The 23,635-nt window shown below is 73.1% G+C and carries 19 protein-coding genes; 4 read left to right on the forward strand and 15 right to left on the reverse strand.

Annotated elements, in window-relative coordinates; genetic code table 11:
* Positions 1-39: 39 nt before the first annotated feature.
* Positions 40-408 (forward strand): hypothetical protein, encoded by a 369-nt coding sequence (locus MUY22_RS38640; protein ID WP_247052125.1) that lies wholly within the window; start codon positions 40-42, stop codon positions 406-408.
* Positions 409-454: 46 nt separating this feature from the next.
* On the opposite strand, the gene MUY22_RS38645 is transcribed toward MUY22_RS38640, so the two are convergent.
* Both MUY22_RS38645 and MUY22_RS38650 read right to left on the reverse strand, forming a co-directional pair.
* On the reverse strand, positions 455-721 hold the full coding sequence (locus MUY22_RS38645; RefSeq protein WP_247052126.1) for a DUF1883 domain-containing protein: 267 nt from the start codon (positions 719-721) through the stop codon (positions 455-457).
* 233 nt (positions 722-954) lie between these two features.
* Positions 955-1,428, reverse strand: coding sequence for a MarR family winged helix-turn-helix transcriptional regulator (locus tag MUY22_RS38650; protein ID WP_247052127.1), 474 nt, complete (start codon positions 1,426-1,428; stop codon positions 955-957).
* Positions 1,429-1,480: 52 nt separating this feature from the next.
* On the opposite strand from MUY22_RS38650, the gene MUY22_RS38655 reads away from it, so the two are divergent.
* Positions 1,481-2,926 (forward strand): phenylacetate--CoA ligase family protein, encoded by a 1,446-nt coding sequence (locus MUY22_RS38655; RefSeq protein ID WP_247052128.1) that lies wholly within the window; start codon positions 1,481-1,483, stop codon positions 2,924-2,926.
* Here MUY22_RS38655 and MUY22_RS38660 read toward each other — a convergent pair.
* Together MUY22_RS38660 and MUY22_RS38665 are read right to left on the reverse strand one after the other, a co-directional pair.
* Positions 2,923-5,484, reverse strand: coding sequence for a tetratricopeptide repeat protein (locus MUY22_RS38660; protein ID WP_247052129.1), 2,562 nt, complete (start codon positions 5,482-5,484; stop codon positions 2,923-2,925). The two genes, MUY22_RS38655 and MUY22_RS38660, sit on opposite strands and share 4 nt — an antisense overlap.
* A gap of 100 nt (positions 5,485-5,584) precedes the next feature.
* Complete coding sequence (locus tag MUY22_RS38665; protein ID WP_247052130.1) at positions 5,585-6,511, reverse strand: aminoglycoside phosphotransferase family protein; 927 nt, start codon at positions 6,509-6,511, stop codon at positions 5,585-5,587.
* Positions 6,512-6,703: 192 nt separating this feature from the next.
* Between MUY22_RS38665 and MUY22_RS38670 the strand changes: the two genes are divergently transcribed.
* Positions 6,704-7,078, forward strand: a complete 375-nt coding sequence (locus MUY22_RS38670) for an STAS domain-containing protein (protein ID WP_247052131.1) — start codon at positions 6,704-6,706, stop codon at positions 7,076-7,078.
* A 1-nt stretch (position 7,079) separates the two neighbouring features.
* Here the strand turns inward: MUY22_RS38670 and MUY22_RS38675 are convergent, their stop codons facing one another.
* The 10 genes from MUY22_RS38675 to MUY22_RS38720 all read right to left on the reverse strand — a co-directional run bounded on the left by MUY22_RS38675 (position 7,080) and on the right by MUY22_RS38720 (position 19,923).
* Positions 7,080-7,781 (reverse strand): RraA family protein, encoded by a 702-nt coding sequence (locus MUY22_RS38675; protein ID WP_247052132.1) that lies wholly within the window; start codon positions 7,779-7,781, stop codon positions 7,080-7,082.
* Between the two features lie 29 nt (positions 7,782-7,810).
* A complete protein-coding gene (gene cutA, locus MUY22_RS38680; RefSeq protein ID WP_247052133.1) occupies positions 7,811-8,134 on the reverse strand; it encodes a divalent-cation tolerance protein CutA in 324 nt (107 codons plus the stop codon).
* 238 nt (positions 8,135-8,372) lie between these two features.
* On the reverse strand, positions 8,373-10,037 hold the full coding sequence (locus MUY22_RS38685; RefSeq protein ID WP_247052134.1) for an Hsp70 family protein: 1,665 nt from the start codon (positions 10,035-10,037) through the stop codon (positions 8,373-8,375).
* Positions 10,038-10,042: 5 nt separating this feature from the next.
* Positions 10,043-11,296 (reverse strand): hypothetical protein, encoded by a 1,254-nt coding sequence (locus MUY22_RS38690; protein WP_247052135.1) that lies wholly within the window; start codon positions 11,294-11,296, stop codon positions 10,043-10,045.
* Positions 11,293-12,768, reverse strand: a complete 1,476-nt coding sequence (locus tag MUY22_RS38695; protein ID WP_247052136.1) for a dynamin family protein — start codon at positions 12,766-12,768, stop codon at positions 11,293-11,295. The genes MUY22_RS38690 and MUY22_RS38695 overlap by 4 nt, the downstream gene beginning before the upstream one ends.
* Complete coding sequence (locus MUY22_RS38700) at positions 12,765-14,618, reverse strand: dynamin family protein (protein WP_247052137.1); 1,854 nt, start codon at positions 14,616-14,618, stop codon at positions 12,765-12,767. The genes MUY22_RS38695 and MUY22_RS38700 overlap by 4 nt, the downstream gene beginning before the upstream one ends.
* 26 nt (positions 14,619-14,644) lie before the next feature.
* Complete coding sequence (locus MUY22_RS38705; RefSeq protein ID WP_247052138.1) at positions 14,645-15,964, reverse strand: glycoprotein; 1,320 nt, start codon at positions 15,962-15,964, stop codon at positions 14,645-14,647.
* Positions 15,965-16,093: 129 nt separating this feature from the next.
* Positions 16,094-18,667 (reverse strand): AAA family ATPase, encoded by a 2,574-nt coding sequence (locus MUY22_RS38710; RefSeq protein ID WP_247064337.1) that lies wholly within the window; start codon positions 18,665-18,667, stop codon positions 16,094-16,096.
* 211 nt (positions 18,668-18,878) lie between these two features.
* Positions 18,879-19,478, reverse strand: a complete 600-nt coding sequence (locus tag MUY22_RS38715) for a hypothetical protein (protein ID WP_247052139.1) — start codon at positions 19,476-19,478, stop codon at positions 18,879-18,881.
* A gap of 4 nt (positions 19,479-19,482) precedes the next feature.
* Positions 19,483-19,923: a hypothetical protein gene (locus MUY22_RS38720; RefSeq protein WP_247052140.1), complete on the reverse strand. Its 441-nt coding sequence runs from the start codon at positions 19,921-19,923 to the stop codon at positions 19,483-19,485.
* Between the two features lie 143 nt (positions 19,924-20,066).
* Here MUY22_RS38720 and MUY22_RS38725 point away from each other — a divergent pair, with 143 nt between their 5' ends.
* Positions 20,067-21,473: a hypothetical protein gene (locus tag MUY22_RS38725; protein WP_247052141.1), complete on the forward strand. Its 1,407-nt coding sequence runs from the start codon at positions 20,067-20,069 to the stop codon at positions 21,471-21,473.
* 72 nt (positions 21,474-21,545) lie between these two features.
* On the opposite strand, the gene MUY22_RS38730 is transcribed toward MUY22_RS38725, so the two are convergent.
* A complete protein-coding gene (locus MUY22_RS38730) occupies positions 21,546-23,423 on the reverse strand; it encodes a hypothetical protein (protein ID WP_247052142.1) in 1,878 nt (625 codons plus the stop codon).
* Positions 23,424-23,635: the final 212 nt, after the last annotated feature.

Here is a 23,635-nt window from a genome sequence, read left to right on the forward strand (position 1 = left end):
GTCTGGCCGGTTCCTGTCCACTCCGGGCATGATCGGATCATGCCCGGCCGCCCCACCGACCTCGCCTTCACCGGCGGGCCGGTGCACACCGCGGCTGCGGCTCGCGGCCGGGTCGGTGGCCGGCACCGGTGGCCGATCACGGCGGTCGGCGGCGATCCGCGCACGCTGATCGGCCCGCGGACCGAGGTCGTCGACCTGCGCGGGCGGCGCGTACGGCGGGATGCCCGACCCGGCCCGCGCGTACGCCACCGCGACCGCGCGCGTCATCAGCGCACCCTGGTGGACCGGACGCGCGGCGCCGAGCAGCTCCCGGACCGCCGGGAGTCATTGTGCGGCAGGGATTTCCGCGCGGAGAGCGTCGATACCATGCGGGACGGCGGCGATGCTGCGGCCCTACCCGGGCGGTGACCACAGTGGACTGAGCTTCGTCGACCCGGTGGCACTGTGTGCGGGCTCAGGGCACGACGCTCACCCGCGGGTGCAGGGGCAGGCTTTCCAGCCCCTCGACGTCGAGCACCAGGAACCAGTGCGCGTTGGCCGGGATGTGGATCTTGAACATCGGTGCGGTGGCCACCCCGCCGTGCATCCGGTAGTACTGCCGGCGCCGGTAGGCCTCGAAGTTGACCGCCGTCAGGAGCCTGACGTTGGCCATCGCGGCCAGCCGGATGGTGACCACCGCGTCTCTTCGTACCTTCCCCAGGTCGAACACCTTCGGTTGCATTCCGTCCCTCTTCGACGCGTGTGCGGCGTGCGGCCATGTCCGCACTGCCTGGTGGCGCAACGTTGCGTGCCCAGGTCACGGTCGGCGAACCTCCGGACGCGGGACCGAATCTGGACGTACCCAGCCACGCCGTACGCCACGCGCCGCAAGCCGCTTCCACTCGTCCGGCCTAGTTCTTTCGGGCCCGCAGCACGGGTTGACCCGCCAGTCGGCCGAGCCCGATCCACCATCCGTCAGGGGTCCTGACGCCGCGACTCCGCCAGTGAACCGAGGGCCAGGACGCCGTGCTGGAGTCCTTCACGGAACGTCGCGCGCTGGCCCGGGCTCAGGTCGGCGAGCAGCTCCCGCTCGACCTCCCCCACCGCGGGCGCGCAGCCGGCGAGCAGGGCCCGCCCGGTGCCGGTGAGGCTGGCCAGCAGGACGCGCTTGTTGTCCGGCTTGGGCGTCCGCTCGATCAGGCCGCGCTTCTCCAGCGCCAGCACCATCTCGTGCATCGTCTGCGGTCGCAGGAACGACCGGCGCGCGAGCTGCGCCGACGACAGCGGGCCGCTCACCTCGAGCACGGTGAGCGCGGTGTACTGCAGCGTGGTGAGCCCGAGCTCCCGCAGAGCGTCGTCCAGCAGCGCCCGGATGGCCAGCTCCAGCCGCTTGACCAGGTACAGGGTCAACGGCGCGCCGGTGGCGGGCTGCTCCGCGGAGGTGCTCACGCGCCCATCATGGCACCTCGGGGCGGTGCCGGCCGGACGCTATGCTGCGATCATGGACCACGGTCGGCAGGCCCGCGTGCGCCAGGCGTTCGACACCTTCTTCGCGGCACCCGGGCCGGCGCCCGCGGACCGGCTCCTCGACCTGTTCCGCCGGACGGCGGAGACCGTGCCCGCGTACCGGAAGTTCCTGGGGGACCACGAGATCACGCCGGAGTCGGTGACGACGCTCGAGGACTTCCGGCGGTTGCCGCTGGTCGACAAGGCGGGTTACCACCGGAAGTACCCGCTGCCCGAGCTGTGCCGCGACGGCACGTTCGCCGGCCTCGACATGATCGCCGTCTCCTCCGGCTCCAGCGGGCACCCGACCATCTGGCCGCGCGCGCTGGAAGACGAGCTGCACGTCGCCCGCCGGTTCGAGCAGGTCATGGTCGACGGCTTCCACGCCGACGAGCGCAGCACGCTCGCCGTCGTCTGCTTCCCGCTCGGCACCTGGGTCGGCGGCCTGTTCACGACGGCGTGCGTGCGCCACCTCGCGGCCAAGGGCAGCCCGATCACCGTCGTGGCGCCGGGCAACAACAAGGCCGAGATCCTGCGGGTGCTGCCCGAGCTGGCGCCGCACTTCGAGCAGGTCGTGCTGCTCGGCTACCCGCCGTTCGTCAAGGACGTCGTCGACACCGGCGTGGCCGAGGGCGTCGACTGGCCCGCGTACGCGATCAAGCTCGTGCTGGCGGGCGAGGTGTTCAGCGAGCAGTGGCGTGACCTCGTCGCGCAGCGGGCCGGGGTCGCCGACCCGGTCCGGGACATCGCGTCGCTCTACGGCACCGCCGACGCCGGCGTGCTCGGTACCGAAACCCCGGTCTCGGTGGGCATCCGCCGGTTCTTCGCGGACCGGCCCGAGCTGGCGCGCGAGGTCTTCGGCGACGCGCGGCTCCCGACACTGGTGCAGTACGACCCGGCGAGCCGGTTCTTCGAGGTGCACGAGGGCACGCTGGTCTTCACCGCGGACGGCGGGATCCCGCTGATCCGCTACCACATCGCCGACGACGGCGGGGTCCTGCCGCACGCCGACCTGCTCGCCTACTGCGCCCGCCACGGCTTCACCCCGCCCGCGGGCCCGGAGCTGCCGTTCGTGTACGTCTTCGGCCGGTCGCTGTTCACGGTGTCGTTCTTCGGCGCGAACGTCTACCCGGAGAACGTCACGGTCGGGCTGGAGCAGCCGGGCATCAGCGCCACGGTGACCGGCAAGTTCGTCATCGAGTCGGTGGAGGACGAAGACCGCGACCGCCGGCTGCGCATCACCGTCGAGACGGCCCCGGGCGCAACGGCGGACGCGAGCCGCATCGCGGAGTCGGTGCGCGAGCAGCTATTGCGGCTCAACAGCGAGTACGCGCACTACGTCCCGGCCGAGCGGCAGCTGCCGGACGTCGTCCTGCGCCCGGCAGGCGACCCGGAGTACTTCCCGGCCGGGGTGAAGCACCGCTACACGCGGCCGTCCTAGGGTTTGACGAGCTTGCGGAACCGTTCGCGGCGCTCGTCGGACGACGAGCCGTCGGCGATGTCGTCGTCGAACCACGAACACAGGGCGCCCCAGAGGTCCGCGCGGGCCGCGAAGTCGTCCTGGGTCTGCTCGACTTCGGCGATGTCGGCCACCAGCTGGTCGAGGCGCAGGTCGCAGAGGCGGACGTACTCGCGGACGACGATGTTCGCGTCCATCCCCGTCCGGCCCTTCGCGCCCGCCGCGCCGCGCAGCTGGGCGTGCAGGCGTTCCTCGTTGTACAGCGGGAAACCGCTGATGGCGCCCGGGTACGCGCAGTCGGCCGACCACTCGCGGAACGCGCTGATCGCCTGGTAGCGCGTGTACCAGTCCTGCTTCCCGGTGGCCAGGTCCGCCAGCCGGCGCCAGGCGTCGCGGTCGGTGGACCGCCAGCGGTCGAGCACCCGGCCGTCCTGGACCGGGGCCGGGTCGAGGGCCCGCAGCCGCCAGAAGTGCGCGCGGCAGCTGGCGATCTCGCAGACGAGCCGGCGGACGTAGCTGACCTGTTCCCAGACGTGCGCGCGCTGCGGGCGCAGCGGCGCCGCGCGGTCCGGCGAGAAGGTGACCATCTCGAACACGCGGAACAGCTCGTGCCCGCGCAACGCGGCGAGGTCGGGGTCCTCCCCCATCACCCAGGACCGGCGCTCGGGCAACCGTCCACTGTGGCTGATCGTGGCGGCGTGGTAGAGCTCGCGGACGGCGCGGCGGGCCACCTCGTCGCGCGTTTCCCCGGTCAGGCGCGGGTTCCGGGCGCGGTCACGCAGGTCGCGCTCGCCGCGCGGGCCGACTTCGAGCATCGCGACGGCGTACACGCTCGCCGCGTTGTAGCACTCTTCCCACGACTTGCGCGGCCCCGCCGCTTCGACGGTGTCGTCGAGCGCCTGCGGGTCCGGCGGCCAGCGCCGGTCCGGGCAGACGTCGGCCAGCTTGACGCGGCTGCCGGGGTAGGCCGGGCGGGGTTCGGGGACGGCGCCGGACATCGGCTCGACGTCCGCCATCGCCCGCCGCAGCACCGCCCAGACCAGCGAGAGGTCGAGCGCGCGGTTGGTGAGCTGCTCCCAGCTGCGGCGCCAGCGCCTGCCGAAGTTGCGGTAGTCCGCGACGAGCCGCTCGATCTCGTACTGCGACAGCGCGCAGAAGTACGACCGCATCTCGGCGGCGCGCTGGTTGTACTCCGCGAGCTGCTCGAGCGTCGCGTCCTGGACGACCAGCTCCGGCACCGACACGCGCATCACGCGCCGGTGCAGTTCGAGCCGCTTCTCCCGCGGGATCGCGTACGGCCGGGTCCGGACGTCGAGCTCGACGTAGCGGCGGAACCGCAGCTCCAGCGCGGCCCGCAGTTCCGCGCGGCGCAGCGCCCGGGCGTCACCGGGGACTCCCGCGGTGGTCCGGCGGACCCACCACGAGCCGGCGACCGAGTCGCCGTGGCCGAGGACCAGTGCGTGCCGGTAGCGGGCGATCAGCAGCGCGACGTCGCGGCTGCGGCCGGCGTGACGCGGCTGGCGGGCGAAGTCCTCGCCGATCCACCACCGGGCCAGCTTCGGCTTTCCCCTGCTGCACAGGGTGATCACGTCGTCGTAGGTGGCGAGCGCGTCGAGGTGCAGGTCCAGCTGCTCCTGCAGGGCGGCGATCTCGAGTCTGATGTAGACGTTCGACGGGTCGAGGCTGAGCGCGCGGTAGTACTCGGCGAGGGCCTCGTCGTAGCGGCGGTAGGTGATGAAGTGGTTGGCGCGCTGGTAGGCGTCGAACAGCTCGTACGGGATCTTCGCGTCGCGCCAGGCGGCCCAGTGGATGTTCGTGCGGACGTAGGCGCTGCGCGGGATGACCAGCGCGGCGACGGCGTTGGCCGCCCGGTGCAGCACGCGCGGCCAGCTCTCGTCCTCGATCACCAGCGGGCTGGCGGCGAAGCGCGGGCACCGCACGAGCTCCAGGATCAGCTGGTAGCGGCCGGAGGTGTTGCCGGGCCGGACGGTGCCGGTGACGGTGAACGCGGCGGGCGGCTGCGCGAGCCGGATCAGCTTGGTCGCGGCCTTCCACCAGCCGTCCGCGGACTCGCCGGCGTTCTCGACGATCTGGATGAAGTCGTAAGAACCGCCGACGCCGGGCACGGAAGTCGGGGTGTAGAGCCGGGAATCGTTCAGGATCCGCTTGAAGGCGGCGGTCAGCTCGACGGCGGAGTCGATCTCCCGGTCGTGGCTGGCGTCCGGCCGCTCGTCGGCGAAGAGGCGGATGTCGATCTGGTTGGCCCGGAACGCCGCGGCTTCGAGCCGGGCCTTGCCGGTGAAGTACAGCGTCAGGACGGCCGAGATGACGACCACCGACGTCTGCAGGACGGTCCAGGTGATGACGCTCGCGACCTTCGGGTCGCGGATGAACGTCAGCTCCTGGAAGAAGGGGAGGTACGGCACGATCGCGAAACCGGCCGCGACGAGGCCCGCCGCCACCGCCGCGAGCCACCACCTGATCCGGTGTGCTTCCGGAAGTTCCGCTTGATCGAACCCGCCGTGTCGTTGCCCGGCCACCCGTCGACCACCCCCTCGTGTCAGATTACTCGCCCAGGGGGTGCGTTTCGTTACGGCCCGTGATCTGCGATTTCCACGATGACCGCGGCGTGGCACCGTCTCATCGGGACGCCGACGCGTGGTCGGCCACCAGCTCGTCCAGCCGCCGGCGCGCCGCGGCCACCCGCGCCGGATCCGGGCCGGTCAGCTCCGCCCGCGACGGCAACACCGCGGTCAGGCCCCAGGCGCGGCCGCGGGCCCACGTCGCGTCGTCGACGTCGAGGGCCTCGCGGAACTCGGCGCGGCCGTCGGCGGACAGGACCGACCACGCGGCGATCAGGTCGCACGCCGGGTCGCCCACCGCCAGGGTGCCGAAGTCGATCACCGCGCTCAGGCGGCCGTTGCGGGACAGCAGGTTCGCCGGGGCCGGGTCGCCGTGGACCCAGACCGGCGCGCCCGCCCACGGCGCCACCGCGCGGGCCGTTTCCCAGACCGCGGCCACCGCGTCGAGGTCGACCAGGCCCGCCAGGGCTTCGATGCGCGGGGCCAGCCGGGCCGGCGCGATCGCCGAGTCGCGTTCGTCGGTCGTCGAGACGCCGCGGAAGCCGTTGCTCCACTGCGGCGGCGGGCCGCCGGTGGCGTCCGCGCCGCGCAACGCCGTGAAGAACGCGGCGAGGTCGGCCGCGACGCCGTCGACGCGGTCCGGGTCGACGGCTTCGCCCGGCAGCCAGCGGTAGACCGACCACGGGAACGGGTAGCCCGCGCCCGGTTTCCCCTCGGCCAGCGGGACCGGGACCGGGAAAGGCAGCTGCGGCGCCAGTTTCGGCAGCCACTCCTGTTCGCGCGTCACCTGCCCGGTCCACCGCGCGAACCGCGGCAGCCGCACCGACATGTCCGGCCCGAGGCGGTAGGTCGCGTTGTCGACGCCCTGGGCCGGCGCCGGCTCCACCGCGAGTCCCGCCCAGCGCGGGAACTGCGTCTCGACGAGGCGGCGGACCACGGCGGCCGTGATCGTCGCTTCAGCCGAGGAAAGATCACCGGTGACCACTAAGGACGTCCCCCATTCGGCAAGCCCGGCCGGGGTATGGCGGGCACGGCCGATCACAGCGGGTACCCGTGCGCCCTGTCCAGCGAATTTGGCGGCAGTGGTTCACGAAGATCGAGTGCAGTACGATGACGATTAACGGCTGAGCCGGGCTCGTCCGCGGCTCTCCGCAGCCCCGAGGAAAGGTGTGCCGCGATGGTTCCCGAACCACGATCGGCCGACCACGAACTCGCCACCGCCTGGGTGGACGCCCACGGCAGGCTCTCGATCGACGTCCACCACCCCCGGCCGCGCACCGTGCTCGTGCGGGTGGCCGGCGAGATCGACCTGAGCACCGCGCGCAAGCTCGACGAGGTGCTGCAGTCCCGCGTGGCCCCGGAGATCGACGAGGTGATCGTCGACCTAGGCGACATCACGTTCTTCTCGATCGCCGGGCTGAACTCGCTCATGCGGGCCCAGCTCCTCGCCGACACCGCGGGCGCTCGCCTCACGATCGACGCCGAGGGCTCGCACGCCGTCCGGCGGCTGTTCGCCCTGCTGCCGACGGAAAGCCTCTCGTCAGCCCGGTGAGTCACTCCTCGATCGCACCGCCGACGGCGCGCAGGTGCGCGCGGAAGGACAGCGCCGGGTCCGTTGCCCGCGCGGCGAGGAAGTCCGCGAACCGGACCTGCTCCCGCAGCGACTCCCCCGCCCGGATCCGGTCGGCCTGACGGCGTTCGGTGTCGCGGATCCCTTCGGCGAGGGTGAACAGCTCCTCCGCCCGCTCCGCCGGGACGAACAGGACGCCGTCGTCGTCGCCCAGCACCAGGTCCGACGGCCCGATCCGCCACACACCGACGATCGCCTCGGCCAGCCCGCCGTCCACGCGGGGCCCGACGCTCAGCGGCCCGGTCGGGAGCGAGCCGAGGCTGAACACGGGCAGGCCGATCTCGCGGATGTCGGCGGTGTCGCGGTGCAGGCCCCAGATCACCACCCCGGCGAGCCCGGCGGCGCGCGCTTCGAGGACCACGAGGTCGCCGACGCAGCTTTCGTCGACGCGGCCGCCGTTGTCGACGACCAGCACGCCACCGGGGACGGCCTGCTCGAACGCCTCCAGGAAGACGTCGACGCTGCCGACGTGCCGGGCCGGGACCGCCGGCCCGAGCAGGCGGCTGCCCGGCACCACCGCGCGGGTGGGCGCGGGGGCGCAGCGCACGGGCAGCCCGGCGCGGACGCAGGCGTCCGCGAGGTGGGCGGTGGTCAGCGTCGCGAAGCGCTGCTTGAGATCGTCCATTCCCTGACCCTAGTCAGCGAAAGCCGCGCTCAGCCACGGGTTTCCGCGGTCAGCCAGGCCAGGTAGGCCGCGCTGCCGCCCTCGATCGGCGTGGCGATCACCTCGGGCAGGTCGTAGCGGTGCAGCTGCGCGATCCGCGCGGCGAGCGCGGCCACCCGATCGGTGGTCGTCTTGATCTCGACACGCCACTCCTGGTCGGTCTGGACCGCGCCCTCCCAGCGGTAGACGCTGGTCACCGGCCCGACGATCTGCGCACACGCGCCCAGCCGCGCCTCGATCGCCTGCGCGGCCAGCTCACGGGCCGCGGCCTCGGAGTCGGTCGTGGTCGTCACGATCACGTGCTCTGCCACCATGCCCGCGAGGCTACCGGCGCCGGCTCGTCGCCAGTGCACCGAGCAGCCAGCACCGGGAGCGCGGCGCGCCGACCGATCGGGCCTGGGCTTCCGGCTCATGTGATCAGCACGCCGACACGCGTGATTGCGGGGTCGACTCGCGTGATTGGAGGGACGACACGCCGCCCGGCGCGGGGCCTGGGCGCGGGCCGTGCCCCCCGACGGTGCACGGCCCGCGCCCCTCCTGACTCCCCCTGGCTCAGGGCGTGGGCTTGGCGCTCGTGGTGGTGGTCCAGCTGGTGGTCGTCGTCGGGGTGGTGGTGGTGTGCGTCGGCGTTGTGGTCCGCGGCGGGGTCTTGCGGTGCGTTGTGGCCGGCGGGTTCGTGTGCGGTGGGGCCACCGTCGCGTGGGTCGTCTCCGGTGTGTCCGACGGCGAGGGGATGCTGACCGGCGTCGGCGTGTCGCTCGTCGATGCCGGCGCCGACGTCAGGTCGCCGGTCGAGCCGCCACCGCCCGAGCTGCTCACCGCCACGGCCACCCCGCCGATCGCCACCACCGCGACCGCGCACAGCCCGATCACGACCCCGCGGCGCGACGCGCGGCGTCCCGGGCTCGCGCCTTCGCCCTTGCCGCGGCCGAGCGCCGGCGGGGGCGCGCCCACACCAGGGGTGGCCATCGCGCGCGTCTCCTCACGCGGTGCGGGCGCCCGCCGGGCGTCGGGTCGCGCCGGGACACCGGCAGGCGGCGTCCGCGGCACCTCGAGCCCGTTCGGCGGCGTCCGCGGCACCGCGAGGCCGTTCGGTGCCGGTGGCCGGGGCACTCCGGGGAGCGGCAGCTGGGCCTGCGTCGCCTGCACCAGCCCGGACCGGCCGGACGCCAGCGCCGCGGCGCCGAGCGCGACGCCGTACTTCGGGTGGATGTCGACCGCGGTCGGGCGGCCCAGCTCGGCCGACACCAGCTGCGACACCAGCGGGATCCGTGACGACCCACCGACGAGCAGCACCGCGCCGAGGTCGGCGGGCCGGAGGTTCGCCGAGCGCAGCGCGCGGTGCAGCGAACCGATCGTCGCGGTGATCGACGGGCGGATCATCTCCTCGAACTCGCCGCGCGTGAGCCGCACCTCGGTCTGCACCGACGGCAGCAGCACCGGCACGGCCGTCTCGGTGTCGGCGGAGAGGGCTTCCTTGGCCAGCACGCACTCCTGGCGCAGCCGCACCACCGCGGCCACCGCGCCGGGGTCGTCCGGGTCGATCTGCGACAGCTTGCCGTCGAGCGCGCGGTCGACGTGGGCGAACACGGCCTCGTCGAAGTCGACACCGCCGAGGCCTTCGATGCCCTCGGGGGTGCCGAGGATCTCGAAGCCGCCGCCGCGCTTGCGCAGCACGGTCGCGTCGAACGTACCGCCGCCGAGGTCGTACACCGCGACGACGGCGCCGTCCTCCAGCCGCTCCTGCGCCGCGTAGTGCGCGGCCGCGGCCTCGGGTTCGGTGATCAGGCCGACGCGGTCGATCCCGGTCAGCTGGGGCACCTGCTCGAACAGCTCCCGCTTGTACGGGCCCCAGTTCGCCGGGTGCGTCAGCGTGATCCGGTCCGGCCGGCCGCCCTGCTGCCCGGCGACCGTCCGCACGACGTGGCCGAGCAGGTGCGCCATCAGCGACGCCACCGAGTGCGGCGCGCCGCCGAGCAGCACCGGCGTCGGGTCGCCGAGGCGCCGCTTGAACTCCCGCGCCACCCGGTCCGGCTCGACGGCCGCCCGCCGGTTCGCCGCGTCGCCGACCAGCACGCTGCCGTCCGCCCGCAGCAGCACCACCGACGGGATGGCCGCCGTGCGGTCGCCGAGTGACACCATCTCGACGTGGCCGGCACCGTCGACGGCGGCGGCCGTGAAGGTCGTGCCGAGGTCGATGCCCAGTCCGTAGCCCATTGTTGTCAGCCTCCGCCGTCCGCGTGCGCATGGTGATCGAAGTGGTGGTGCTCGTCCGCGTCCGGAACCGGCTGCGGTTCCTCGGGCGGTTGTTCGTGGTCCGGCGGGCCGGGTGGCTCCAGCGACCGCGGGTCGTGCCGGTCGTGCTCGCCGGGTGGTTCCGGCGGCTCGCCGTCCGTGTCCGCCGGCTCCGGCTCGTGGTGGTGGTCCTTCGGCGGTTCGAACGGGTGCTCTTCCCGGGGTTCGGGCCGCGAACCGGTCACTTCCCCGGCGTCGTGGTGCGCCCGCTCGGGCTCGGTCGCGAAGCTCGGCTTCTCCGTCGCGAAGCTCAGCGGCTTCGACGCCGGGTGGTCGGCGAGCGCGGACGACGTCGCCAGCGTCGTCGTCTCGACCGCCACCGGCGCGGCCTGCGGAGCGTCCACTGTGGACGGCTGACGGCCGAAGGTGACGACCGGCGCCGACGGCGGCCCGGGCACCGACGGCGCGGGAGCGGTGACCGACGTCGTCACGGACGTGCCGCGGGCCCGGTCGCCGACCGTCTCGGTCTGGTGGATGGTCGGCCCGGCCGGTTCGCCGAAGGGATCCTCGGCGGTCGCCTTCTCGTCGGCGGTGATCCCGACCTCGATGCCCGGCGGGCCGGTCTCGGCCGCGTCGAGCACGACCGTCTCCTCCTGGAAGACCTCGATGTCGCCGTGCCCCGGCGCGTCGGGCGTCAGCGCGTAGCTCAGCGAACCCTGGTGCTCGACGCTGATCGTGCCGTCCGGGTTCTCGTGCACCACGATCTCGGCGTCCTGGAAGATGTCGATGTCCGTGTCACCGGGGGTGCCGTCGCCGGGCACGACGAGGTGCTGGTGGTCGACGTAGACCTCGTCGTGGCCGTGGTTGTGGACGACGAACCGTTCGGTGGCGTCGATGACGAAGTTGCCGAACGCGTCCTCGTGGACGTCGATCTGCTCGAACTCCTCGACCGTGGGCAGGTCCGCCAGCGGGGTGCCGTCGGTGGTCTCCGGGTGCCAGGTCGTGCCGGTCTGCGCCTCGACGGAACCGTCTTCGCCGCGGGTGACGCTGGTCGTCTCCACGTGCGGCACGTACTCGTGGCCGGACGCGTCTTGCGCGGTCTCGGCCGCGGCCGAGACCGGCTGCGGTGGCGGCGCGCTCGGCGACCCCGGTGTGAGCGCGTTGCCCAGCACCTCGGAGACGGTGGCGCCGGCGACGGCCGTGACCGCCTTCTTGATCTTCCCCGGCACGTGCTCGCTCACGACAAGACCTCCGCCCGGGCTTCGCTGAGCAGGATTCCTTCACAGGTCCGCACGAGGACGCGGGCCGCGTCGCGGACGTCGCGGGGCGAGGCCGGGTGCTCGGCGCGCCGCTGCCACCTCAGCAGCTGCGCGCCGAGCGCCTGCCGGATCGCCGCGCGGCCGGCGCCGGCCGGCAGGCCCAGCCGGCTCGGCACGTCCACCCCGGCCGCGCCGAGCAGCCGTTCCGCGTCGCTGGCCTCGTCGGTGGTGAACAGCACGACGCCGAGCCGGATCGAGTCGATCAGCTGGATCTCGGCGAACTCGTGCGCGCCGGCGACGATGCGCTCCCATTCGTGCAGCAGCCCGCCGGTGCGGTCCGGGTAGGCCCGCAGCACCAGTTCCACCGCCTGCAGGGCCGAGCGCGCCTTGAGGACGTCGGCGCGCGCGGCGAACTGGGTGGTCAGCAGCGACCGGAGACGGTGCAGGCCGCTGCGGGCCAGCAGCTCCCCCGACAGCGCTCGCGCGCCGGTCACCAGGCCGCCGCCGGTCAGCTCGACGGCCAGCCGGACTCCGAAGAGGCCGTAGCGGTTGAGCAGGTCCGCGCGCTGCATCGCCGGAACGTCCACTGTGGACTCCGCGCGGGCGAACCGGTCGGCCGACGTCAGCAGCCGCGCCAGCTCGGCCGGCGGCGCGGCGGCCAGCAGCCCGAACGCGCGGTACTCGGCCTCCTTCAGCGACGCGGCGGAGCCGGCCAGCAGGCCGGCCACCGGCACGACGGTCTGGCAGAGCCCGCGGACGCGGGGGTCCCGGGCGTAGCGGGCGGCGACCTTCGCCGCGGAGTCCAGCGCGTCCGTGCGGGCGTGCCCGACCTCGTCGGCCCGCGACAGCACGCCGATCGTGTTGACCGGGCGCCGTTCGGCGGGGTCGTCGTGGAAGGCCTCGAGGAACCGGACGTCGTCGCCGTGCACGTGCCGCATCAGGTAGATGACGGCGTCCGCGGTGCCGACGCCGTCGCGGTCCGGGACCAGCGCGACCTCGGTGCGCTCGGAGACCGACGGCCGCGCCGAGCCCAGCCCGGGCGTGTCGATCAGCGTCATGGCCCGCAGCGCGGCGGACGGCCAGTCGACGACCAGGCGGTCGACGTCGTCCGGCGCCATGCCGAGCTCGAGGCCGAGGGTGCCGCTGAGCCGGCCGAACGGCAGCTGGCGCGGCATCCCGCGGACCGGGTGCAGCATGATCCGGTAGGTCGGGCCGTTGCGGTACCAGGTGACGACGCGGGTGCACTCCCCCGCGTCCGTCGCGGCCAGTTCCTGCCCGACCAGCGCGTTGAGCAACGTGGACTTCCCGGCTTTGACGCGCCCGGCGATGGCGACGCGCAGCGGCTCGGCCAGCCGGCCGGCGATCTGGCGCAGCGCCGGCTCGGCGGGGGTGCCGGCGTACCCGGCGCACGCGCGGGCGACGAAGCCGCGGACCTGGACGTAGAGCGTGGTCATCGTGTCACCGCCGCTACTGGTTTGAGGTCTGCTTTGGGGGCACTGCGCAGGGTGAGTTCGTCGGCGCGGCGGCCGAGCACCTCGAGGGCTTCGATGTCGGCCTCCAGCCGGTTCAGCTCGCCGGTCTCCGATTCGTCTTCGACCACGGCCTTCTTCGCCGCGGCCAGCGCCTCGGTCAGGGAGCGCTGCAGTTCTTCGACGCGCGCGCTGTAGGCGTCGCGGAGTTCTCGCTGGACGGTCCGCATCGCGTCGCGGGAGTCCTTGCCCACCTGGAGGTTGAACTCGTCGACGAACCGGCGGACCGCGGTCTTGGCCAGGCCGCGGCGCTTCTCGAGCTGCCGCTTGCGCTCGTCGAGGAACCCGGAGCGGCCCATCAGCAAGCCGGCCGCGATGCCGAACGGCGTCGGGATGGCCAGCGCGGCCATCTTCGTGAGCATCGAGAACATCAGGAACCCGCTGTAGGCCTTCTGGAAGGCGGCCATCCCGGTGGTGCCGCGGGTCTTGACGCCGGTGAACGACGAGTCGATGTCGATTTCCTCGACCACGGTCACGGGCGCCTGCACCTCGCGGGGCAGCACGGCCTGCGACTCGGCGAGCTCGAAGTGCTCGGCGACCCGGCCGGCCAGGCCGCGGGCCTGCTTGATGAACGTCGCGTAGTTCTCCAGAGTCTCGTTGGCCAGCCGCTGCCGCAGCCACTTCTCGAACTCGGGCCAGTTCTTGGCCGGATCGCCCTCTTCGATGGCCTCTTCGGCCTCGTGCAGCACACCGCGTGACCGGGCGCGCAGGTCGTAGTCCACATCGGACGAGATGTCGGCGAACCCGTCGAAGAGCAGCTGCTGCCACTTGGAAGACTGGCTGCGCAGCGCGTCGACGCGGTCGTTGACGCGGGTCAGCTCCGCGATGAGCGCGGCGGACTGCTCGGGGTGCGCCAGCGAGGTGCGACGCGACCGCAGAGCCGCGTGCAACTGGCCGACAGCGGACCCGACGTGCAGGCCGACGGCGTTGAGCGCCGAGCGTTCGGCGTCACCGACCACGCCTTGGAGGTGCTTGACCAGCTGCGGGAAGCCGGACTCGACGTTCATCTCCTGGTCGGCCGAGCGGGCCGCGACGGTCCGCAGCTCCGACGAGACGGCGATGGTGTCGATGGTGATGCCACAGGCGTCGAGGTGGCCGGCGTTGAGCTCGAGGATCCGGCGCCAGTGCGGGTAGAGGTCGGTTTTGGTGAGGACGAAGAACACCGACGGGCAGAGTTCTTTCACCGTCCGGAGAAACCGCAGCTCGGCCGCGGTCAGCTCCTGCGAGGCGTCGGAGAGGAACAGGACGGCGTGTGCCCGCGGCAGCGAGCTGACGGTGACGGCGTTGTGCAGCGAGCCGAGGCCGCCGACGCCAGGGGTGTCGACCAGCACCAGCCCGCCGGAGAGCAGCTGGCGGCTGATCGACGCCGTGACGGACTTGAGCTTGCGGACGTTGCCGGGGTTCCCGGCTTCACTCACGTGGGACGGCAGGTCTTCGAGCGAGATCCGCTCGGTCCACGGCGGCGACGACGGATCGGCCGGCTCGTAGGTCGCCAGGGCCCCGGACTCCGGCGCGAACCGGACGGCCGTCGGCACCGCGGTCGCGATGTCGTCGTCGACCGGGCAGATCTTGGCGGTGAGCAGGGCGTTGATGAGAGAACTCTTGCCCTGCTTGAACTCCCCGACGACGTAGACGGTGATGTCGGGCTCGGACAGCAGGCGCCGGGCGTCGGTGAGGCGCTGGACGAGGTCTTCCCGTCCGTAGGCCTTGGCGCCCTTGACCGCGAGGTCGAGGGTGTCGAGGGCGATGCGCCCCCCGCCGCTCGGCTCCTGCATGACCGCTCCCTTTCCCTCAAGCCGGCTCAGATGTGGTGGTCGACGTCGTGGTGGTGGTCGACGTGGTGATCGTGCTGCGCGGCGTCGTGGTGGTGCTCGTGTTCGTGGCTGTGGTGCTCGGTGGCCGCCTGCTCGTTGAACTGGTTCCCACCGTGACCGCCCGAGCCCTGCTCGTTCTGGAAGATGTTGCCGTGGCCGCCGGTCGAGGCCTGCTCGTTGAACTGGTTCCCGCCGTGGCCGGAACCCTGCTGGTTCTGGAAGATGTCGCCGCCGCCGTGGCCGCCCGTGGAGGCCTGCTCGTTGAACTGGTTCCCACCGTGGCCACCGGAACCCTGCTCGTTCTGGAAAATGCTCCCGCCGTGACCACCGGTCGAGGCCTGCTCGTTGAACTGATTGCCCCCGTGGCCTGAACCCTGCTGGTTCTGGAAGATGCTGCCCGAGCCGCCCGTCGACGCCTGCTCGTTGAACTGGTTCCCACCGTGGCCACCGGAACCCTGCTCGTTCTGGAAAATGCTGCCCGAGCCGCCGGTCGAGGCCTGCTCGTTGAACTGGTTCCCGCCGTGACCGCCCGAGCCCTGCTCGTTCTGGAAAATGCTGCCCGAGCCGCCCGTCGACGCCTGCTCGTTGAACTGGTTCCCGCCGTGACCGCCCGAGCCCTGCTCGTTCTGGAACACGTCACCGCCATGCCCGCCGGTGGAAGCCTGCTCGTTGAACTGGTTCCCACCGTGCCCGCCGGAACCCTGCTCGTTCTGGAAGATCGCGCCGCCGATGCCGCCGCCGGTGGAGGCCTGCTCGTTGAACTGGTTGTCTCCGGAACCGCCGGAACCCTGCTCGTTCTGGAAGATCGCGCCGCCGATGCCGCCGCCGGTGGAGGCCTGCTCGTTGAACTGGTTCCCGCCGTGACCACCGGAACTCTGCTCGTTCTGGAACACGTCCCCGCCGTGGCCGGCCGAAGCCTGCTCGTTGAACTGGTTGCCACGCCCGGCACCTTGTTCGTTCTGGAAGATGTCCCCACGACCGCCATTCGAGGCCTGCTCGTTGAACTGGCCGCCCCCGGAACCACCCGAGCCCTGCTCGTTCTGGAAGATGCCGCCCGAGCCACCGTTGGACGCCTGCTCGTTGAACTGGTTCCCACCGGAACCGCCCGAACCCTGCTCGTTCTGGAAGATGTCCCCACGACCGCCATTCGAGGCCTGCTCGTTGAACTGGTCGCCCCCGGAACCACCCGAGCCCTGCTCGTTCTGGAAGATGCTGCCCGAGCCACCGGCCGAGGCCTGCTCGTTGAACTGGTTGCCGCCACCGGAACCCTGCTCGTTCTGGAAAACGTCGCCCGACGAAGTCGTCATCTCGTGCACTCCTGACATTCGGATCGGTGAAGCCCGTGCCCCTCCGTTGTCACCAGTCTTGGGGCGAAGCGGCCGCCGGTCATGAGTAGCGGGCTACTCGGCTTCCCCGCCGGGGACCGCGCGGACTACCTACGGGGCGTCGGCGGGACTACTCCCCACCTCGGGCCGGCCCACCACCGAAGCCAGCTCGCGGCGCCCGGAGATACCCAGCTTCGCGTAGACGCCGTGCAGCACGTTGTCGACCGTCCGCACCGACACCACGAGCCGGTCGGCGACGGCGCGGCTCGTCAAGCCCGTCGCCACCAGGCGCGCGATCTCCAGCTCCCGGTCCGTCAGGTCCAGCGGCGTCTCCAGCGCCGCCAACGCCGGCGTCGCGGCGTCCTCACAGGACGCCAGCCACGACCGCGCCCGCTGCGCCGACGTCCCCGCGCTGCCGAGCTTCCCCTCCGCCCGGTACACCCGCGCCGCCTGCGCCGCGGCCTCCGCGGCGAGCAACCGGGCCCCGGCGTCGGCGAAGCCGGTCGCGACCTCGTCCAGGGAAGCCGCGTCCGACGCGCGCGCGTGCTCCGCGTACAACGACGGAAGGCGCCCCTCCAGATCCACCGGATCCACCTCGGTGCCGAACCGGAGCACGTCGTGGCGCATCTCCGCCGCGAGCGCGAGCCGGCCTTCGGCAACGGCCGAGGCGGCCGCCGAAGCAGCGAGTTCGGCCGCCCGCGTCAGCTCGCCCCGCGCGGCCGCGACCCAGGCGTGGGCCCACGTGCCGAGCGGTCCCGGAACGTCGGGCGCGGTCGCGACCTTGCCGGTCATCGCCGTCGCCCGGGCCAGCGCCGCGACCACGGCGGGGCGGAACGCGTGCGGCTGGTCGTGCGCCTCCGTCGCGAGGGCCTCGCGCAGCCAGCGGATCGCGCCGCGGAGGTTGCCGTAGGCGAGCGCGACCGTGCCCAGCGACGCCGACGCGCCGGCCAGCGCCGGGCCCCAGCGGTCGCGGATCGCGTCGCGGTAGCCGTCACCGGCCAGGTCCTCGGCCTCATCGACGCGCCCCGCCCCGCACAGCGCGACGATCCGCGCGTGCTCCAGCCGGGCCCGCGCGCCGGGCGCGTCGGCGTCGGAGATCCGCCCGGCGAGCGCCAGTCCCTCGTCGACGACGCCGAGGCACGCCTCGACGCGCCCGCTCTCCGCCAGGGCCCCGGCCGCGACGACCAGCGCCGCGAGCCGGAGCGGGTCGCCGCGGCGGTTGCGGTCCAGCACCGGCCCGAGCAGGTCGAGCGCGGCGCCGGCCGCACCGGACGCCGCCCGCAAGGCCGCCCGGGCCGTCGCCAGCTCGTCCACTCCGGACGACACGGCCGTCTCCGCCGTGTCCAGCACCGCTTCGGCCTGCTCGGCGCGGCCCAGGCCGAACGCCAGGTTCCGGGCGCGGGTCGCGGCGACGCGGGCGTGCTGCACGTCCGACACCGTCTCGCCCGCCAGCTCGGCCAGGAGAGTGTCGGCGTCGGCGTGCCTGCCGCCGGCGATCCGCACCTGGGCCAGCAGGAACTTCGCGGCGAACCCGCCGCCCAGCCGGACGGCCTCCTTCGCCAGCTGCTCGGCTTGCGGGAAGTCCTTACGCAGCAACGTCTCCGCCGCCGCGCGGACCAGCTGCGGGTCGGTCGGCAGCCCGGCCGCGAGCCGCCACCGGACCAGCCTCGGCTTGTCCTCGGCCCGGCGCGCGCCGGTCATGTCGAGGGTCTGGGCGAGGATCCGGAACGTCTCCCGCTGGCGCAGCGGTGACGTCCGCCGCCGGATCACCTCGGCGTAGAGCGGGTGCGCGAGCCGGACCTCGAGGCGCCGCCCGGTGCGTTCGGACACGACCAGCCCGGCCTGCTCGGTCGACGCGAGGACGCGCCCGGCGCCGAGCCGCACCAGCGGGTCGCTGCCCAGCGTCTCGCCGAAGGCCAGCAGTTCCAGCAGCCGCCGCTCGTCGGCGTCGACGCGGTCGGTGCGGGTCTCGATCAGCTCGACCAGGCGCGGGGTGGCGCGCAGCGCCCCGCTCCAGCGCCAGACGCCGTCCTCGGCCGACAGCGAACCGCTGTCGAGCCCGCCCTGCACGAGCTCGCGCAGGAAGAGCGGGTTGCCGAGGGTGAGGTGCCACAGCCGGTGCTCCGCGCCGTCGTCGAGCCGCCCGCCCAGCGCCGCGGTGAACAGTTCCCGCGTTTCCTGGCGGGTGAGCTCCCCGATGTCGAGCCGTTCCGCGACACGGTCCTTCCACATCGCGAACACCGGATCGGGCACGCTCACCCCGTGCGGCGCGATCACCAGCACGAATGCCGACGAGGTCGCCGCCAATTGGTGGATGAGCGTCGCGGACAAATCGTCGAGCAGGTGCGCGTCGTCGACGCAGAGCACCAGCCGCCTGCCTTCCGCACCGCGGGTGAGGTGTGCGGCGACCTGGTTGAGCCGGTGCGCCCGGTCGGCGGTGCCGGTCGCGCCGCCGGGCAGCAGGTGGGCGAACGCCCCGAAGGGGATCGTCGAGGCCGACGACATCGCCCGCACCCAGTGCGTGCGGGCGCCCCCGGCCTCCAGCTCGGCCAGCAAAGCCTTGGCCAGCCGGGTCTTCCCGGCGCCGGCCCGCCCGGTCAGCAGCAGCCCGCACACCTCGGCGTCCCCCAGCGCCCGGCGCGCGAACGCCAGCTCCCGTTCTCGGCCGACCAGCGGCCAGTCCATCCCCACGCGTGCTGCCTCCCCAACCCCTCGCGCGGCTTTCCGGCGTCCGCGCACACCTCTTCTCCGGATAATGACGACGCCGGGGCCGCCCAAGTACCGGATTCGCACGACAATTTCGCAAAATTCGCCGAACGGCCCGACAAAAGCGACACAACGGACAACCGATTCGCTATTCCGTGAGCATTTACCAGTCATTCTCCCGACGTCGTGATCAATGGTTTCCCGGTGATTCTTTTTCCCGGCACACCATGATCCCGACGACCCGTGGCAGGACGACGGCGTTCCAGCCCGCCATCCCCGTGACGAGCCCGGGTTCCGGGCCACCGGTCCACACGCGCACCTGCCCCGCCCGCAGGTCACTGCCCAGCACCCGGCCCCACGGCACCTTCCCGGCGAAGAACCGGTGCCCGCGCAGCCCGCCGGCGTCGGCGTCGATCCGCGGCTGCCCGCGTCCCCCGAAGCTGGCCGTCCCGCCGGCCGCGATGGCCTCGGCCATGGTCGACGCGATCCGCGGGCAGGCCGCCGACTCCACCAGCTCGACCAGCCGCCGCCAGGTCTCGCGCGCGTCGTCCAGCTCACCCGGCGCGGCGTCGAACCCGAAGCGGCACCGCACGAGGCCGCTGGCCAGGCCGAGTGAGTAGCTGGCCCGGTGCAGCCGGGCCGCCGCGTGGTAGGCGACCCGGTCCACCTCGCCCAGCCGGAAGACCCGGTCGCCGATGGCGATCACGTCGCCCGCGGCGGCGAGCGTGCGCCCGCCGCTGGAGACCCGCAGTTCGCCGGAGCCGGTGAACGCGAACTTCCCGGCCGCCATCGCGTTACTTACCGGTCTTCGCCAGGCACAGCACGACCCCGGTCTCGCCCTCCTTGCCCTCCCAGAACACCTGGTCGGCGTCGGGGTAGGCGCTGCACGCGCTGACCTGCGCCTCGGTCTGCGTCTTGTCCTCGACGCGCGCGACGACCTTCAGCGTCGCGGTGCTGTCGCCGCAGTCGACGATCTTCACGTAGTTCTCGCCGCTTTCGGTGACGCAGTTGCCGACCTGCGCGTTCTCGCCGTTCGACCGGGTGGCCACCCAGACCAGCGCGAAGATCGCGGCGACCACGATCAAGAAGACGGTGAGCACGATCTTCTGGCGCCGCTTCGGGTTCTTCGCCTTGGGCTGGGGCGCACCACCGGGCGGCGGCGGGCCGGGCATCCCGGCCTGCGGCGGCACCGGCCCGGTCGGCTCCGGGTACTGGGGTCCGTTTGCCTGGGTCATGACGTTTCCTCCCTCGCCGAACCTGCTGTCACCTCCTGGGCGTTCCATTCCGTTCCACCACGTTCCACCCGGAGTTCGAGACAGCGGCCGCACCGGCCCGCCAGGATGGGACGGCTCCCCGTTCCCGACGTGAGGACCCGAGGATGACCCGTCTGCCCGCTCTGGCCGTCTCCGTTCTGACGGCTTCCGCGCTCCTGACCGGCGGCACGGCGCACGCCGCGAGCCCGCCGTTCACCGGCTCGGTCTTCCGGGCCACGCACAACAGCTACTCGGGCAACGTCGACGGCGCCAAGAACGCCCTGGCCTACCAGCTCGACCACGGCGTCCGGTTCATCGAGCTCGACATCCACGACAACGGCTACGCCACCACGCACGACTACGGCGTCGGGCACGACTCGCCCGGCAACCTCGTCGACCACAGCGGCGGCAACCCGGCGTCGAACAACCTGCGCGACTGGCTGGCCACGGTCAACACGTGGTCGGCGGCGCACCCGGCCGCCGCGCCGATCGTCGTCATGCTCGACCTGAAGGACGACCTGACCGACAACGCGAACTTCGCAGCGGGCAACCTGACCGCGCTGAACCAGGAGCTGGAGTCGGTCTTCGGCAGCCGCCTGCTGCAGGCGAAGGACTACCCCGCGGGCCAGCCGACCGTGGACGCGCTGCGCGGCCGCGTCCTGCCGCTGCTCTCCGGCGACGCCGGGACGCGCGCGGAGTACAAGCGCGACGTCGGCTACCACCCGGCGGTCGCGCTGAACGGCCGCGGCCAGGTCGTCGAGGTGCACGACTCCGGGGCCGGCGGGCTCTGGTACTGGACCGGGACCTACGGCGCCGACGGGCGGATCACCTGGCTGCGGCACGGGAAGTACGACAACGGGCAGACCCCGGCGGTCGCGCTGAACGACAACGGCGACCTCGTCGAGGTCCACCAGTCGCAGACCGCGACCACGCTCTGGTACCGCGTCGGCAAGCTGGGCGCGGACGGCGAGATCACCTGGCAGGCCAGCCACCAGTACGACAACGGCGTGCTGCCGAGCGTCTCGTTCACCAGTGGCACGCAGCTGCGGGAGATCCACCGGAGCCAGGGCAGCAGCCAGAACTGGGCGTGGAACGGCACGCTCTCGGGCACGACGGTCGCGTGGACCGGCAACGCCAAGACGTCCGACGCGCGGTTCCCGATCGCGACGGCCACCAGTGGCGGCCGGACGGTGACGGTCCGGACCGCGGCCGACGGCCCGACCCCGGCGCAGACGCTGCGGGCGGACACGCCCGGCGTGACCGGCGACCGGATCCGCTACCGCCAGGTCGCCTTCGACGAGTTCCAGAAGGGCGACAGCGCGGAGCTGCAGGACGGCGCGCTGTTCTACGGCGCGCCCGCGACGGAGTCGGCGTTCATCACCGCGGCGCGTCAGTCGGGCAAGCTGGTGCGCGGCTGGGACTTCGACTCGGCGGGCGACGCGACGACGCCCCTGGCGAGCTACCCGGCGTCCAACCACCCGTACGACGCCTGGTACGACACCCTGCTCACCCAGAACGGCGCGGTCCAGTAGGAAAGCCGTGAAGGCCTCCTTACCGGCCATAAGAGCCGGTAAGGAGGCCTTCACGGCTTTCCGGGGCGGGCTTCAGGGGCGGTAGCAGCAGCGGTTGCCCGTTCGGACGCCGTCGCGCAGGACGTCGCCGATCACCGCGTCGGCCGTCGCGATGCGGGTCAGGGCGCGGCGGATCGCCTTGCCCACCGCGATCCGCGCCTTCTCCTCGGCGCCGGCGAACTCGCGGACGCGCCCGCCCAGCCCGGCCGCCGCGGAGAGTTCGCCGACGAGCCAGTCGCGCTCGGAGCGCACCCGCTCGGCGCGGCCGTCGTCGTGGTTGGCCTCGTGCTCGTCGAGCTCGGCCTCCAGGGTGGCCAGCCACTTGCGGTAGTGGCTGGTCGCCGCCGGGTCCAGCACCGGCTGCGAAGACGTCGTCGCGGCGGTCACGCCGGGACCGGCGGCGAGGTCGACGGCCGACAGTTCGTAGCCCGGGTTGTCCAGCAGCGTCGCGAGGTAGCCCATGCCGACGCTGTGCTCGACCAGCACCGACCGGCCGCCCATGGCGAACAGCCACTGCCGGCCCTGCCGGCGGCAGGTGACCCGCCCGGCCGGACGGGCCGGTGCGGCGGGCAGCGTCATGCCGAGCTCCGTCGCCTCCCGGGTCGCCGTCGCCAGTTCCCGGGCGGCATCCGGGGCACCGAGCACCGCCAGCGCCTGCGCGAGCCGGGCCCGCGAGAGCGCGACGGCCGGCCAGTGCGCCAGCGCCAGGTTGTCCCGCACGGCCGCCCGGAAGTGCGTGACGGCCCGCTCGGGTTCGCCCGCGGTCAGCATCGCGACGCCCAGCGCGTGCTGCACCGAGCCGAAGCACGCGACGGCGAGGCTGGCCGTCATCGGCAGCCGCGCGAACGGCGTCAGCAGCGCGTACGCGGCGAGCGCGGATTCGACGTCCGAGACCAGGCACGCGGACTCGACGATGCCGTACATCGACACCAGCCAGCTGCTCGACCGCGGCAGCAGCGCCAGGTCGCGGCCACGCAGCCGCGCCAGCGCCCCGGCGGCCTCGCGCTCGTCCCCGGCCGAGGCGGCGGCGACGGCCAGTCCGGCGACGAGCGCGTTGTCGACCGCGCTGAGCGTCGGCGAATGCACCGTCTCGCGCAGCACCGGCAGCAGCTCGGCGACGCGGCCCTGGTACCAGCGGATGGCGCCGAGCTGCGCGGTGTACCAGCCGGTCGCGTCGGCGTCGCCCGCCAGCTCACCGCGCCGGGCGCAGGCCGCGGCCCGCTGCTCGGCCTCGGCGAACCGGCCGGCCCGGATGCAGAGCATGACGTCGATCGCGTCGAGCACGAACCCGACGGCGAGGTGGTCCTGCTCGGCCAGCAGGCTCCGCAGGTCGGCGAGCCCGCGCTGGGCGTGCGCGTCGCCGTCGAGGAACAGGTCGACGGTCCGCCAGAGCAGGCCCATCAGCAGGTCGCTGCGCCGCGACGTCCGGAAGCCCTCGGTGATCAGCTCCTGGGCCAGCGCCCGGCGCTGCCCGCCGTGGTCCGGCCCGAGCAGGCAGTGGTGGGCCAGGCTGGCGGCTTCGGCCCAGGCGACCGGGTCGCCCGCGCGCTTGGCTTCCTCCAGCACGGCAAGGATCTGGTTGCTCTCCCCCGCCACGTAGTCCGCTTCACCCGCCAGCCGCGCCTTCAGCCGCAACGCGAGCGAAGAACCCGGGTCGACGGCGGACCGCGCGCTGCGCAACCGCGCCTGCAGCAACGCCGCCGCGGGCGCGCCGCGGTGCTCGTGCACCCACAACCCGGCCAGCCCCAGCGCCGCGCGGGCCATCCCGGCGCCGTCGCACTCCTGATCCGCCGCGCGGTAGGCCCGGTCGAACCACTCCCGCCCCGCACGCAGGTCCCCGTCGGCTTCCAGCGCGTGTTCACCGCGGCTCAGCAGCTCGCCGACCCCCGTCGTCACCAGCGGCGTTTCCATCCCCAGCACCGTGCGCCCCCTCTCCCCCGCGAGAATGGTCCTCCCGGAGCCGAAGCAGGTCAACAAGCGAAAACCACCGCGCAAACCGGCCGCCCCGCCGGGAATTTTCCGTCGTCACCGTCCACTCTCGACGGTGACGCACCGGGTGCTGACGGTGGCCGTCAGCGCTTCGCCAGCGACCGGTAAGGCCCGGCGGCGAAGCTCTGCCCCAT

Origin of the sequence: Amycolatopsis sp. WQ 127309, assembly GCF_023023025.1 — a bacterium.
GTDB lineage: Bacteria > Actinomycetota > Actinomycetes > Mycobacteriales > Pseudonocardiaceae > Amycolatopsis.

Coding starts and splice junctions, on each gene's coding strand:
- MUY22_RS38640 (WP_247052125.1), top strand. CDS start 40: ATGCCCGGCCGCCCCACCGACCTCGCCTTCACCGGCGGGCCGGTGCAC.
- MUY22_RS38645 (WP_247052126.1), bottom strand. CDS start 721: ATGCAACCGAAGGTGTTCGACCTGGGGAAGGTACGAAGAGACGCGGTG.
- MUY22_RS38655 (WP_247052128.1), top strand. CDS start 1,481: ATGGACCACGGTCGGCAGGCCCGCGTGCGCCAGGCGTTCGACACCTTC.
- MUY22_RS38670 (WP_247052131.1), top strand. CDS start 6,704: ATGGTTCCCGAACCACGATCGGCCGACCACGAACTCGCCACCGCCTGG.
- MUY22_RS38675 (WP_247052132.1), bottom strand. CDS start 7,781: ATGGACGATCTCAAGCAGCGCTTCGCGACGCTGACCACCGCCCACCTC.
- cutA (WP_247052133.1), bottom strand. CDS start 8,134: ATGGTGGCAGAGCACGTGATCGTGACGACCACGACCGACTCCGAGGCC.
- MUY22_RS38685 (WP_247052134.1), bottom strand. CDS start 10,037: ATGGGCTACGGACTGGGCATCGACCTCGGCACGACCTTCACGGCCGCC.
- MUY22_RS38695 (WP_247052136.1), bottom strand. CDS start 12,768: ATGACCACGCTCTACGTCCAGGTCCGCGGCTTCGTCGCCCGCGCGTGC.
- MUY22_RS38700 (WP_247052137.1), bottom strand. CDS start 14,618: ATGCAGGAGCCGAGCGGCGGGGGGCGCATCGCCCTCGACACCCTCGAC.
- MUY22_RS38705 (WP_247052138.1), bottom strand. CDS start 15,964: ATGACGACTTCGTCGGGCGACGTTTTCCAGAACGAGCAGGGTTCCGGT.
- MUY22_RS38710 (WP_247064337.1), bottom strand. CDS start 18,667: ATGGACTGGCCGCTGGTCGGCCGAGAACGGGAGCTGGCGTTCGCGCGC.
- MUY22_RS38715 (WP_247052139.1), bottom strand. CDS start 19,478: ATGGCGGCCGGGAAGTTCGCGTTCACCGGCTCCGGCGAACTGCGGGTC.
- MUY22_RS38720 (WP_247052140.1), bottom strand. CDS start 19,923: ATGACCCAGGCAAACGGACCCCAGTACCCGGAGCCGACCGGGCCGGTG.
- MUY22_RS38725 (WP_247052141.1), top strand. CDS start 20,067: ATGACCCGTCTGCCCGCTCTGGCCGTCTCCGTTCTGACGGCTTCCGCG.
- MUY22_RS38730 (WP_247052142.1), bottom strand. CDS start 23,423: ATGGAAACGCCGCTGGTGACGACGGGGGTCGGCGAGCTGCTGAGCCGC.